This is a genomic window from Pseudomonas sp. HS6-2 (assembly GCF_049325675.2).
Classification (GTDB): domain Bacteria; phylum Pseudomonadota; class Gammaproteobacteria; order Pseudomonadales; family Pseudomonadaceae; genus Aquipseudomonas; species Aquipseudomonas putida_N.
In genome coordinates this window covers 5888604-5901132 of the sequence record NZ_CM143906.1, presented here as the reverse complement: position 1 = coordinate 5901132, position 12529 = coordinate 5888604, and the positions used below count along the sequence as shown (strand labels likewise).

Below are 12529 nucleotides of genomic sequence, written 5' to 3'. Positions count from 1 at the left end.
TCAAGTACGGAACCGGGCTACCAGGCCATTGAGGTCCACTGCCAGGCGCGATAGCTCGGCACTTGCCGCACTGGTCTGATGCGCCCCGGTAGCACTCTGCACCGACAGGTCGTTGATGTTCACCAGGTTGCGGTCCACTTCCCGCGCCACCTGGGCCTGCTCTTCCGCCGCACTGGCGATCACCAGGTTACGCTCGTTGATCTGCGCCACAGCCCCGGCAATGGTATCCAGCGCCATGCCCGCACCCTTGGCGATGTTCAACGTCGACTCGGCGCGTTCGGTGCTGGTGCGCATCGACTCCACCGCCTGTTCGGTACCGCCCTGGATGCTGCCGATCATGCGCTCGATCTCACTGGTCGACTGCTGGGTGCGGTGGGCCAGCGCCCGCACTTCGTCCGCCACCACGGCAAAGCCACGACCAGCCTCACCAGCACGTGCCGCTTCGATCGCCGCGTTCAGCGCCAGCAGGTTGGTCTGGTCGGCCAGGCCACGGATCACGTCGAGCACCTTGCCGATGTCGCGCGATTGTTCGGCCAGGTGAGTGATCAGCTGGGCGGTGGCCTGCACGTCACCGCTCATGCGCTCGATAGCACCCACGGTTTCCATGACCAGGTCACGACCGTCGCCGGCCGAGCGGCTGGCTTCGCTTGACGCCTCCGAGGTGCTGACCGCATTGCGCGCGACTTCTTCCACGGCGCTGGTCATCTCGGTGACGGCGGTGGCGGCCTGTTCGATTTCGTTGTTCTGCTGCTGCAGGCCGCGGGCGCTTTCGTCGGTGACGCAGTTCAGCTCCTCGGCTGCCGAGGCCAGCTGGGTGGCGGAACCGGCGATCAATTGCAGGGTGTCGCGCAGTTTGTCCTGCATACGGGCCATGGCGCGCTGCAGGCGAGCTGCTTCGTCGGTACCTTCGGCGCGGATGACCTTGGTCAGGTCGCCGTCGGCCACTTGCTCGGCCGCCTGCAGCGCTTCTTCGATCGGCTTGACGATGCTGCGGGTCAGCAGGAAGGCACAGAGGAAGGTCAGCACAGTGGCGGCGATCAACAGGCCGATCACCAGGGCGAAGGCGGCGGCGTACTGGTTGGCGGCGGTTTCATTGGTGGCGCGGGTCTGGTCGGTGTTGATCTGCACCAGGGTGTCCATGACCTTGTTGATCTGTTCGGAGTTGGCCAGCAGGTCGCGATTGAGCAGGTCGCGCAATTCGTCCAGGCGGTCGGCCTGGCTCAGGCTGCGCATGCGCGACTCGAGCTGGCGGTACTGGTTGAGCAGTTGGGTGTACTGGTCGAAGGCGGCCTGCTCGTCGGCGGCACCGATCATCGGCAGGTAGGCCTGACGGGCACGGTCGATCTGGGCGTTGCGCTGGTCCAGCAGGTTGAGGGTATCGCGCTGGGTATCCGGGGCGCGATTGAGCAGCAGGCGATAGGACAGGGTGCGCATGCGCAGGTTGAGCGCGGTCAGCTCGTCCAGGGTCTTGATACTGGGCACGCTGATATTCTCGATGTCCACGCCGGCCTGGCGGATGTTGCCCATTTGCATGAGCGAGAAGATACCAAGGCCGAGCATGAGTACGCCGATCAGGGCGAACCCGAGCAACGCGCGCGGGGCGATGTTCATGTTGCGTAGAGACATGGGGAATAGTCCAGGCAAGGAATATGGAGGCGCGGTCCGTGCGACGAAATACGACCTACCTGTGTATCGGTCGTGACTGACCAGTCTTGAGGCTGACCGAGAAAAATGTGAGCCAGCTAACTATTTACCTGACCGGCGGTTGACCCAAGTCGGAACAAGGGGGCCGATACCCTGTCAATCTGCGGGGTAGAAACCTTAAGAATCCGATATTTAATGGCGGGGGCTCACGCTTTTCTTTATCGTGTGCGCCCTTTGCAACAACCCGAGATAGACCCATGCTGGAAGCCTCCCTGAATCAACTCGAGCAACTGGTCAGTGACCTGATGCAGAAAAACGCTCAACTCACCGAGCAGAACACCACCCTCGGCCAGGCACTGGCCCAGGCCAAGGAAGAAAACGAAACCCTGCAGCTGTCGCTGATGGAGCAGGAAGAGAAGCACGGCGCCACCGCTGCGCGTATCCAGGCGCTGGTTGACCGCGCCAGTGCAGGCGTCGTCGGCGCATGAGACTGCAAGCGCAGCCGATCAATGTCGTGTCGATCCTCGGCAGCGACTATTCGATCAAGGCGCCCGAAGGCCAGGAAGAGACCTTGGCCCAGGCAGTGCGGATGCTCAACACCGCGCTGAATGAAACCAAGCGCCAGTACCCGACCCTGATCGGCGACAAGTTGCTGGTGCTGGCCGCGCTGAACCTGTGTTCCAAACAGGTTGAACTGCAAAAGGAACACCAGCAGACCCTCGAGCGTACCCAGGCGCAGATCGACGCCACGGTGGACGCCATCGTCAAGACTATTGCTGAGTCCTGACACCTCTTCGGGGTCGCGATGCGGCCCCATTGTTCCAGATCACTGGATTAACTGAATACTCAAGTGTATACACTTCTCGCAAAACAATAATTAGCGGGGAGCGGGGCATGCGTATCTGGCGTAAGAGCATCCAGTGGCAATTGATTGCGAGCATGGGCGCGGCCCTGCTGGCAAGCATCCTGGTGGTTGTGATCATCTTCACGGTGGCGCTCAACCGCCTGACCGAGCGTTACCTGGTCGATACCGCCTTGCCGGCCAGCATCGAAGCCATCCGTAATGACATCGAGCGCATGCTTGGCCAGCCGTTGGTGGCTGCAGCCGACATCGCGGGTAATACGCTGCTGCGCGATTGGCTTGCCGCTGGCGAAGATCCCGCTCAAGCGCCGCAATTCCTGGAATACCTGCAGGCCGCCAAGCAGCGCAACCATGCGTTCACTGCGCTGTTCGCCTCGACCGAAACCGGCAACTACTACAACGAGAATGGCCGGGACCGCGTCCTCAGTCGCGGCAACCCCAATGACAGGTGGTTCTACGGCTACATCGACAGTGGTGCCGAACGCTTGGTGAATATCGACATCGACCATGCTACGGGCGAACTGGCGCTGTTCATCGATTACCGGGTGGAAAAGGCCGGCAAGCTGGTCGGCGTCGCCGGCATGGGCCTGCGCATGACCGAACTGTCGAAACTGATCCACGACTTCAGCTTCGGCGAGCGCGGCAAGGTCTTCCTCGTGCGCAACGACGGCCTCATTCAGGTGCATCCGGACGCGGCCTTCAGCGGCAAGCGCCAGCTCGCCGAGCAAATGGGCGAGGACGCAGCCAGGGCTGTAATGGCCAAGGGGGGGCAACTGCACAGCGGCCAGTTCAGCCGGGACGGCGAAGACTATCTGGCGCTCGGGTTGCCCCTGCGCGACTTGAACTGGACCTTGGTGGCCGAGGTGCCGAAGGCGGAAATCTACGCGCAGATGCGCCAGGCGGTGTGGCTGACCAGCCTGATCGGCGGCGCGATCGCGTTGATTTCGCTGCTGCTGGTGGTACTGCTGGCGCGTGGTCTGGTGCGGCCGATTCGCCGCGTCACCGCCGCGCTGGTAGAGATTGGCGGTGGGGGCGGGGACCTCAGCCATCGCCTGGACGATGCCCGCCAGGATGAACTGGGCGACCTGGCCCGTGGTTTCAATCGCTTCCTTGACAGCCAGCGCGGCCTGATTGGCGAGGTGTTGCGCACCAGTCAGCGGCTGCACCTGGCTGTGGAGCAGGTCACCCAGGTGGTGGATAACACGGCCGAACGCTCCGGTCGCCAGCAGGAAATGACCGAGATGGTCGCTATTGCCGTGCATGAGATGGGCCTGACCGTGCAAGACATTGCCCGCAATGCCGGCGATGCGGCCCAGGCATCGCAATCGGCGCGGGAGGAGGCGTTGCAGGCACGTGAAGTCGTGCAGCGTTCAATCCGCGGTATCGAGGGCATGTCGGGTGATATCGGCAAGGCGGCCGATGCCGTCGGCCAGTTGGCGGATGAAGTTGCTTCGATCGATGAAGTCTTAGCAGTGATCCGTAGCATTTCCGAACAGACCAACCTGCTGGCATTGAACGCCGCCATCGAGGCCGCGCGGGCAGGAGAGATGGGCCGCGGGTTTGCCGTGGTGGCCGATGAGGTGCGTACCTTGGCCCGGCGTACGCAATTGTCGACCGATGAAGTGCAGCAGATGATCCAGCGCCTGAAGCAGGGGGCAGGTTCGGCGGTCAGTTCGATGCAGGCGGGGCAACAAGCGACGGGCAGCGGGGTTGAATCGAGCCTGCGCACGGGCACATCGCTGGGCGCGATTACCGATCAGGTGGAGCACATCAGCGACATGAACCACCAGGTGGCCACGGCGACCGAGGAGCAGTCGGCGGTGACCGAGGAGATCAACCGGACGGTGCAGGGCATTTCCGACCTGGCGCGGGAGACGGCGGCCGAGGTGCAGGGGTGTCGCGAGGAATGTCAGGCGTTGCGTGGCTTGGCCGATGATCTGGCACGGCAGATGGGTGGGTTCAAGCTCTAGATCGGTGTTGGCTTCTTCGCAGGGCAAGCCCGCTCCTACAGGTGATCGCGTATCCCTGTAGGAGCGGGCTTGTCCCGCGAATGCGATCTGTCAGGCGTTGATGATGCTGCGGATATCCGCCGCCAGCTCACGCACCCGCTCTTCCTCGGTATCCCAGGAACACATGAACCGCGCGCCACCGCTACCAATGAAGGTATAGAACCGCCAGCCCCTGCCGCGCAGCGCTTCAACGGCGTGCTCAGGCATTTGCAGGAACACCCCGTTGGCCTCCACCGGGAACATCAGCTCGACCCCTGGCAGATCACCCACCAGCGACGCCAGCAACTGCGCACAATGGTTGGCGTGATTGCCATGGCGCAGCCAGGCGCCATTTTCCAGCAGCCCGACCCACGGCGCCGACAGGAAGCGCATCTTCGATGCCAGTTGCCCGGCTTGCTTGCAGCGATAGTCGAAGTCCTCGGCCAGTTGGCGGTTGAAGAACAGTATCGCCTCACCCACCGCCATGCCGTTCTTGGTGCCGCCAAAGCACAGCACATCCACGCCGGCCTTCCAGGTCAGCTCGGCCGGGCTGCAACCGAGGAACGCGCAGGCGTTGGTAAAGCGCGCGCCGTCCATGTGCAGGTTCAGGCCCAGCTCCTTGCAGGTGGCGCTGATCGCCTTCAGCTCGTCGGGGCGATAGACAGTGCCGACCTCTGTGGCCTGGGTGATGGTGACCACCCGCGGCTTGGGGTAATGAATGTCCTGGCGCTTGAGCGCCACTTCGCGGATCGATTCCGGCGTGAGCTTGCCGTTGACGCTGGGTGCGGTGAGCAGCTTGGAACCGTTGGAGAAGAACTCCGGCGCGCCGCACTCGTCAGTTTCGACGTGGGCAGTCTCGGAGCAGATCACGCTGTGGTAGCTCTGGCATAGCGAGGCCAGGGCCAGGGAGTTGGCGGCGGTGCCGTTGAAGGCGAAGAACACTTCGCAGTCGGTTTCGAACAGGTTGCGGAAGTATTCCGACGCACGCTCGGTCCATTGGTCGTCGCCGTAGGCACGGTCGTGGCCGTGGTTGGCCTTTTCCATCGCGGCCCAGGCTTCGGGGCAGATGCCGGAATAGTTGTCGCTGGCGAATTGTTGGCTCTTGTCTGTCATGGCGCTTCTGTCTTGTGAACGACGCAGAACAGCACTCTAAACCATCATTTGGTGGGTTGCCTATACAAGTTCGTTTAGGTGAATGGACTGCTGGGGCATGCACCAGGTCGACGATCGGGCATGCCAGCAACGCAAGAGCGTGCAGAGTGTCGCACCAAATTCGCTAGTATTCTCAATTTTCTATCAAGTAAATGTCCCAATAGATGCTATCGAGAAGGCCGGTGACTTCGTCGTAAGTTACATCGATATAGCGAAAATCAATTTTATAATCCTTATTGTTAAATTTTAGATTTCCGCTATTGGCTATTGCCGCATTACCCAGTGCGCTCTTGTCTTCAGGGAATACGCCAATAAGTTCCCCGTTAGTGTAAATATGGACGAAAGTATAAATTTTTTTCGTGACGTTTTCACGGCGGTGGCGGCTCGATCGCTCGGCCTTTCTGTCCTGAAAGCGTTGTGCGTTGATTTTCGCCGAAATATCCTCTGCTTTTAGTTCAGCGCCCGTGATGCGAACTAATGGCTGCGTTTCAATCAGGTCGGATTCAATCAAGCTTAGTTTTGCGGTAGAACGCCTTTGATCAAAAGACTTGATGTCAAGAAAATCTCCAGCCCTCGCATGAATTAATGAGCCATAGGCTTGAGGCTCCAATGGAAATGTAAACAGTCCAAAGCTAGCGTTGACTTGCATGGTCTATCTCCTTTTGTTTCAGCAAGAATGAGCTTCCCGATGAGAGAATCTTCAGGCACCCATATCAAGCTCAGCAACTGGCAGAAATGCTAGGTCTGCACGGGTTCGGCCCAGGCTCAACCCAACGACAGGCGCAGCTGCCTCGAAGGCGGAATGTCGTAAACGCGCCATTGCAAGGCGTGCGCAGGCATCTGACCCGCCCCGGCCAGTCATAACATCGCCACAAAGGGCCACAGTGCCCCACGACAAAAAACGATCGCTGCCGGGAGATACACGATGTTCAGCAAGCAAGACCAGATCCAGGGTTACGACGATGCACTGCTGGCGGCGATGAATGCCGAAGAACAGCGTCAGGAAGATCACATCGAGCTGATCGCTTCGGAAAACTACACCAGCAAGCGCGTGATGCAGGCCCAGGGCAGCGGCCTGACCAACAAATACGCCGAAGGCTATCCAGGCAAGCGCTACTACGGTGGCTGCGAGCATGTCGACAAGGTCGAGGCGCTGGCCATCGAGCGCGCCAAGCAGTTGTTCGGTGCCGACTACGCCAACGTCCAGCCGCACTCCGGCTCGTCGGCCAACGGCGCGGTCTACCTGGCCCTGCTGCAGGCCGGTGACACCATCCTCGGCATGAGCCTGGCCCACGGCGGCCACCTGACCCACGGCGCCAAGGTGTCGTCCTCGGGCAAGCTGTACAACGCCGTTCAATATGGCATCAATACCGACACCGGCCTGATCGACTACGACGAAGTCGAGCGCCTGGCCGTCGAGCACAAGCCGAAGATGATCGTTGCCGGCTTCTCGGCCTACTCCAAAACCCTCGACTTCCCACGCTTCCGCGCCATCGCCGACAAGGTCGGTGCGCTGCTGTTCGTCGACATGGCCCACGTTGCCGGCCTGGTTGCCGCAGGCCTGTACCCGAACCCGATCCCGTTCGCCGACGTGGTCACCACCACCACCCACAAGACCCTGCGCGGTCCACGTGGCGGCCTGATCCTGGCCAAGTCCAACGAAGAGATCGAGAAGAAGCTCAACGCCGCGGTATTCCCGGGCGCCCAGGGCGGCCCGCTGATGCACGTGATCGCCGCCAAGGCGGTGTGCTTCAAGGAAGCGCTGGAGCCTGGTTTCAAGGCCTACCAGAAGCAAGTGATCGAAAACGCCCAGGCGATGGCCCAGGTATTCATCGACCGCGGCTACGACGTGGTCTCTGGCGGTACCGACAACCACCTGTTCCTGGTCAGCCTGATCCGCCAGGGTCTGACCGGTAAAGATGCCGACGCCGCCCTGGGCCGCGCGCACATCACTGTCAACAAGAACGCCGTGCCGAACGACCCACAGTCGCCGTTCGTCACCTCCGGCCTGCGTATCGGCACCCCGGCCGTTACCACTCGCGGCTTCAAGGTCGCTCAGTGCGTGGCCCTGGCCGGCTGGATCTGCGACATCCTCGACAACCTCGGTGACGCTGACGTCGAAGCCGATGTGGCGAAGAACGTCGCGGCCCTGTGCGCTGACTTCCCTGTTTACCGCTGAGTGGAGTAAACGACCATGCAACGCTACTCGGGCTTCGGCCTTTTCAAGCACTCCCTCAGCCACCACGAAAACTGGCAGCGCATGTGGCGCACGCCGACCCCTAAAAAGGTCTACGACGTGGTCATCGTTGGCGGTGGCGGCCATGGCCTGGCCACGGCCTACTACCTGGCCAAGGAACACGGCATCACCAACGTCGCGGTGATCGAGAAGGGTTACCTGGGCGGCGGCAACACCGCCCGTAACACCACCATCGTGCGTTCCAACTACCTGTGGGACGAGTCGGCGCACCTGTACGAGCACGCCATGAAGCTGTGGGAGGGCCTGTCCCAGGACCTCAACTACAACGTGATGTTCTCCCAGCGCGGGGTCTACAACCTGTGCCACACCCTGCAGGACATGCGTGACTCCGAGCGCCGCGTCTCCGCCAACCGCCTCAATGGCGTCGATGGCGAGCTGCTCAACACCGCCCAGGTTGCGGCTGAAATCCCCTACCTGGACTGCTCGAAGAACACCCGCTACCCGATCCTCGGCGCCACTGTTCAGCGTCGTGGCGGCGTAGCCCGTCACGACGCCGTGGCCTGGGGCTTCGCCCGTGCCGCCGACGCCTTGGGCGTGGACCTGATCCAGCAGACCGAAGTGATCGGCTTCCGCAAGGAAAACGGTGCAGTGATCGGCGTAGAAACCAACAAAGGCTTCATCGGCGCCAAGCGCGTCGGCGTGGTCACCGCCGGCAACTCCGGGCACATGGCCAAGCTGGCTGGCTTCCGCCTGCCGCTGGAATCGCACCCGCTGCAAGCGCTGGTATCCGAACCGATCAAGCCGATCATCGACAGCGTGATCATGTCCAACGCCGTACACGGCTACATCAGCCAGTCCGACAAGGGCGACCTGGTGATCGGTGCCGGTATCGACGGCTGGGTCGGTTACGGCCAGCGCGGTTCGTACCCGGTGATCGAACACACCCTGCAGGCCATCGTCGAGATGTTCCCCAACCTCTCGCGCGTGCGCATGAACCGCCAGTGGGGCGGCATCGTCGACACCTCGCCGGACGCGTGCCCGATCATCACCAAGACCCCGGTCAAGAACATGTTCTTCAACTGCGGTTGGGGCACTGGCGGCTTCAAGGCGACCCCGGGTTCGGGCAACGTCTTCGCCGCGAGCCTGGCCAAGGGCGAAATGCACCCACTGGCCGCGCCGTTCTCCATGGACCGCTTCTACAACGGCGCACTGATCGACGAACACGGCGCTGCCGCCGTCGCCCACTAACCGGAGCCACCGTCATGTTGCATATTTTCTGTCCCCATTGTGGCGAGCTGCGCTCCGAAGAAGAGTTCCACGCCTCTGGCCAGGCGCACATCGCCCGCCCGCTGGACCCCAACGCCTGCTCCGACGAGGAGTGGGGAACCTACATGTTCTACCGTGACAACCCACGCGGTATTCACCACGAACTGTGGGACCACGTTGCCGGCTGCCGCCAGTACTTCAACGTCACCCGTAACACCGTGACCTACGAGATTCTGGAAACCTACAAGATTGGCGAGAAGCCGCAAGTGACCGACGCCGGCAAGCCAAGCAGCGCACCGTCGACCGTCAAAGGCCAAGGGGAAAAAGTATGAGCCAGACCTATCGCCTCGCCAGCGGCGGCCGTATCGACCGCAGCAAGGTCCTGAACTTCACCTTCAACGGCAAGACCTACCAGGGTTATGCCGGTGACAGCCTGGCCGCCGCGTTGCTGGCCAACGGCGTCGACATCGTTGGCCGCAGCTTCAAGTACTCGCGCCCACGCGGCATCATCGCCGCCGGTACCGAAGAGCCGAACGCCATCCTGCAGATCGGCTCCAGCGAAGCCACCCAGATCCCCAACGTGCGTGCCACCCAACAGGCGCTGTACGCAGGCCTGGTCGCCACCAGCACCAACGGCTGGCCGAACGTCAACAATGACGTCATGGGCATCCTCGGCAAGGTTGGCGGCAGCATGATGCCGCCGGGCTTCTACTACAAAACCTTCATGTACCCGAAATCGTTCTGGATGACCTACGAGAAGTACATCCGCAAAGCCGCCGGCCTGGGCCGCGCGCCGCTGCAGAACGACCCGGACAGCTACGACTACATGAACCAGCACTGCGACGTGCTGATCGTCGGTGCCGGCCCTGCTGGCCTGGCCGCCGCGCTGGCCGCTGCCCGCAGCGGTGCCCGCGTGATCCTCGCCGATGAGCAGGAAGAGTTCGGCGGCAGCCTGCTCGACACCCGCGAAACCCTCGACGGCAAGCCTGCCACCGACTGGGTCAACGCCGTGGTCAAAGAGCTGGAAAGCCTGCCGGAAGTGACCCTGCTGCCACGCGCCACGGTCAACGGCTACCACGACCATAACTTCCTGACCATTCACGAGCGCCTCACCGACCACCTCGGCGACCGCGCCCCGATCGGCCAGGTGCGCCACCGCGTGCACCGTGTCCGCGCCAAGCGCGTGGTGCTGGCTGCCGGTGCCCATGAGCGCCCACTGGTGTACGGCAACAACGACCTGCCGGGCAACATGCTGGCTGGCGCAGTGTCGACCTACGTCCGCCGTTACGGCGTGGCCCCAGGCCGCAAGCTGGTGCTGTCGACCAACAACGACCACGCCTACCGCGCCGCGCTGGACTGGCACGACGCTGGCCTGCAGGTGGTCGCCATTGCCGACGCCCGCCACAACCCACGCGGTTCGCTGGTTGAAGAAGCACGTGCCAAGGGCATCCGCATCCTCACCTCCAGCGCCGTGATCGAGGCCAAGGGCACCAAGCACGTCAGCGGCGCCCGTGTGGCCGCCATCGATGTGCAGGCGCACAAGGTCACCAGCCCGGGTGAAACCCTCGAATGCGACCTGATCGCCACCTCCGGCGGCTACAGCCCGATCGTGCACCTGGCGTCGCACCTGGGCGGTCGCCCGGTCTGGCGTGAAGACATCCTCGGCTTCGTGCCAGGCGATGCCCCGCAGAAACGCGAATGCGTGGGTGGCATCAACGGCGTCTACGCCCTCGGCGATGTGATTGCCGATGGCTTCGAAGGCGGCGCCCGCGCAGCCACTGAAGCCGGCTTCAAGGCCACCGTTGGCAGCCTGCCGAAAACCGTGGCGCGCAAGGAAGAGGCCACCGTGGCGCTGTTCCAGGTGCCGCACGACAAAGGCACTGCCCGCGCACCCAAACAGTTCGTCGACCAGCAGAACGACGTCACCGCGGCCGCCATCGAACTGGCCACCCGCGAAGGCTTCGAGTCGGTCGAGCACGTCAAGCGCTATACCGCACTGGGCTTCGGTACCGACCAGGGCAAGCTGGGCAACATCAACGGCCTGGCCATCGCTGCCCGTTCGATCGGCATCACCATCCCGGAAATGGGCACCACCATGTTCCGCCCGAACTACACGCCGGTGACCTTCGGTGCAGTAGCCGGTCGTCACTGTGGCCACCTGTTCGAGCCGGTGCGCTTCACCGCCCTGCATGCCTGGCACGTGAAGAACGGCGCCGAGTTCGAAGACGTCGGCCAGTGGAAGCGCCCGTGGTACTTCCCGAAAGCCGGTGAAGACATCCATGCCGCCGTTGCCCGTGAATGCAAGGCCGTGCGCGACAGCGTGGGCCTGCTGGACGCCTCGACCCTGGGCAAGATCGACATCCAGGGCCCTGATGCGCGCGAGTTCCTCAACCGCATCTACACCAACGCCTGGACCAAGCTCGACGTGGGCAAGGCCCGCTACGGCCTGATGTGCAAGGAAGATGGCATGGTCTTCGACGACGGCGTGACCGCCTGCGTCGGCGACAACCACTTCATCATGACCACCACCACCGGCGGCGCAGCCCGCGTGCTGCAGTGGATGGAGCTGTACCACCAGACCGAATGGCCGGAGCTGAAGGTGTACTTCACCTCGGTCACCGACCACTGGGCGACCATGACCCTGTCCGGCCCCAACAGCCGCAAGCTGCTCAGCGAGCTGACCGACATCGACATGGACAAGGAAGCCTTCCCGTTCATGACCTGGAAGGAAGGCAACGTTGGCGGCGTACCGGCCCGCGTGTTCCGTATCTCGTTCACCGGTGAGCTGTCGTACGAAGTCAACGTGCAGGCCAATTACGCCATGGGCGTGCTGGAACAGATCATCGAGGCCGGCAAGAAGTACAACCTGACCCCGTACGGCACCGAGACCATGCACGTACTGCGTGCCGAGAAGGGCTTCATCATCGTTGGCCAGGACACCGATGGCTCGATGAACCCGGACGACCTCAACATGAGCTGGTGCGTGGGCCGCAACAAGCCGTTCTCGTGGATCGGCCTGCGTGGCATGAACCGCGAAGACTGCCTGCGCGACAACCGCAAGCAGCTGGTGGGTCTGAAGCCGATCGACCCGACCAAGTGGCTGCCGGAAGGCGCCCAGCTGGTATTCGATCCGAAGCAGCCAATCCCGATGGACATGGTGGGCCACGTCACCTCCAGCTACGCCTCCAACTCCCTGGGCTATTCGTTTGCCATGGGTGTGGTCAAGGGCGGCCTCAAGCGCATGGGCGAGCGTGTGTACTCGCCGCAGGCGGATGGCAGCGTGATCGAGGCGGAGATCGTGTCTTCGGTGTTCTTCGATCCGAAGGGTGAGCGGCAGAACGTCTAAGGCCCCGGATGGCCGCGCAGCCTGCTTGCAGCGCTGCGCAGCCCTGACGAACAAGAATTCAAGGCAGGTAAGAA

10 protein-coding genes and 1 pseudogene are annotated in these 12529 nt (G+C 62.5%); 7 read left to right on the top strand and 4 right to left on the bottom strand.

The genetic code is table 11. The features are described from left to right. On the bottom strand, positions 1 to 864 hold the full coding sequence (locus tag ACOKS3_RS27655) for a methyl-accepting chemotaxis protein (protein WP_371922791.1): 864 nt from the start codon (positions 862 to 864) through the stop codon (positions 1 to 3). Next, a pseudogene (locus tag ACOKS3_RS27650) lies at positions 856 to 1611 on the bottom strand (MCP four helix bundle domain-containing protein); the annotation flags it as partial. The pseudogene ACOKS3_RS27650 and the gene ACOKS3_RS27655, both read right to left, overlap by 9 nt. A gap of 290 nt (positions 1612 to 1901) precedes the next feature. Between ACOKS3_RS27650 and ACOKS3_RS27645 the strand changes: the two are divergent. The 3 genes from ACOKS3_RS27645 (at position 1902) to ACOKS3_RS27635 (ending at position 4476) form a co-directional block, all read left to right on the top strand. Next, positions 1902 to 2132: a hypothetical protein gene (locus ACOKS3_RS27645; RefSeq protein WP_103448651.1), complete on the top strand. Its 231-nt coding sequence runs from the start codon at positions 1902 to 1904 to the stop codon at positions 2130 to 2132. After that, complete coding sequence (locus ACOKS3_RS27640; protein WP_027917545.1) at positions 2129 to 2431, top strand: cell division protein ZapA; 303 nt, start codon at positions 2129 to 2131, stop codon at positions 2429 to 2431. The genes ACOKS3_RS27645 and ACOKS3_RS27640 overlap by 4 nt, the downstream gene beginning before the upstream one ends. A gap of 107 nt (positions 2432 to 2538) precedes the next feature. Further along, entirely contained in the window at positions 2539 to 4476 is a 1938-nt protein-coding gene (locus ACOKS3_RS27635; RefSeq protein WP_463581463.1) for a methyl-accepting chemotaxis protein, read from the top strand. Positions 4477 to 4566: 90 nt separating this feature from the next. Here the strand turns inward: ACOKS3_RS27635 and ACOKS3_RS27630 are convergent, their stop codons facing one another. Then, a complete protein-coding gene (locus ACOKS3_RS27630) occupies positions 4567 to 5607 on the bottom strand; it encodes a threonine aldolase family protein (protein ID WP_422764454.1) in 1041 nt (346 codons plus the stop codon). 172 nt (positions 5608 to 5779) lie between these two features. Then, positions 5780 to 6295, bottom strand: coding sequence for a hypothetical protein (locus ACOKS3_RS27625; RefSeq protein ID WP_422764455.1), 516 nt, complete (start codon positions 6293 to 6295; stop codon positions 5780 to 5782). A gap of 276 nt (positions 6296 to 6571) precedes the next feature. On the opposite strand from ACOKS3_RS27625, the gene ACOKS3_RS27620 reads away from it, so the two are divergent. Genes ACOKS3_RS27620 through ACOKS3_RS27605 form a run of 4 tightly spaced genes read left to right on the top strand, consistent with a single transcriptional unit; the run spans position 6572 to position 12455 of the window. Then, positions 6572 to 7825, top strand: coding sequence for a serine hydroxymethyltransferase (locus ACOKS3_RS27620; protein WP_103448655.1), 1254 nt, complete (start codon positions 6572 to 6574; stop codon positions 7823 to 7825). Positions 7826 to 7840: 15 nt separating this feature from the next. Beyond that, positions 7841 to 9091 (top strand): sarcosine oxidase subunit beta family protein, encoded by a 1251-nt coding sequence (locus tag ACOKS3_RS27615; protein ID WP_003255680.1) that lies wholly within the window; start codon positions 7841 to 7843, stop codon positions 9089 to 9091. A 14-nt stretch (positions 9092 to 9105) separates the two neighbouring features. Next, a complete protein-coding gene (locus ACOKS3_RS27610) occupies positions 9106 to 9441 on the top strand; it encodes a sarcosine oxidase subunit delta (protein WP_103448656.1) in 336 nt (111 codons plus the stop codon). Next, on the top strand, positions 9438 to 12455 hold the full coding sequence (locus ACOKS3_RS27605; RefSeq protein WP_422764456.1) for a sarcosine oxidase subunit alpha: 3018 nt from the start codon (positions 9438 to 9440) through the stop codon (positions 12453 to 12455). The genes ACOKS3_RS27610 and ACOKS3_RS27605 overlap by 4 nt, the downstream gene beginning before the upstream one ends. Positions 12456 to 12529 lie beyond the last annotated feature (74 nt).

What these genes read in the sequence shown, in the direction of transcription:
- ACOKS3_RS27655 (WP_371922791.1), bottom strand. Translation starts at nt 864, where the DNA reads ATGCAGGACAAACTGCGCGACACCCTGCAATTGATCGCCGGTTCCGCC.
- ACOKS3_RS27645 (WP_103448651.1), top strand. Translation starts at nt 1,902, where the DNA reads ATGCTGGAAGCCTCCCTGAATCAACTCGAGCAACTGGTCAGTGACCTG.
- ACOKS3_RS27640 (WP_027917545.1), top strand. Translation starts at nt 2,129, where the DNA reads ATGAGACTGCAAGCGCAGCCGATCAATGTCGTGTCGATCCTCGGCAGC.
- ACOKS3_RS27635 (WP_463581463.1), top strand. Translation starts at nt 2,539, where the DNA reads ATGCGTATCTGGCGTAAGAGCATCCAGTGGCAATTGATTGCGAGCATG.
- ACOKS3_RS27630 (WP_422764454.1), bottom strand. Translation starts at nt 5,607, where the DNA reads ATGACAGACAAGAGCCAACAATTCGCCAGCGACAACTATTCCGGCATC.
- ACOKS3_RS27625 (WP_422764455.1), bottom strand. Translation starts at nt 6,295, where the DNA reads ATGCAAGTCAACGCTAGCTTTGGACTGTTTACATTTCCATTGGAGCCT.
- ACOKS3_RS27620 (WP_103448655.1), top strand. Translation starts at nt 6,572, where the DNA reads ATGTTCAGCAAGCAAGACCAGATCCAGGGTTACGACGATGCACTGCTG.
- ACOKS3_RS27615 (WP_003255680.1), top strand. Translation starts at nt 7,841, where the DNA reads ATGCAACGCTACTCGGGCTTCGGCCTTTTCAAGCACTCCCTCAGCCAC.
- ACOKS3_RS27610 (WP_103448656.1), top strand. Translation starts at nt 9,106, where the DNA reads ATGTTGCATATTTTCTGTCCCCATTGTGGCGAGCTGCGCTCCGAAGAA.
- ACOKS3_RS27605 (WP_422764456.1), top strand. Translation starts at nt 9,438, where the DNA reads ATGAGCCAGACCTATCGCCTCGCCAGCGGCGGCCGTATCGACCGCAGC.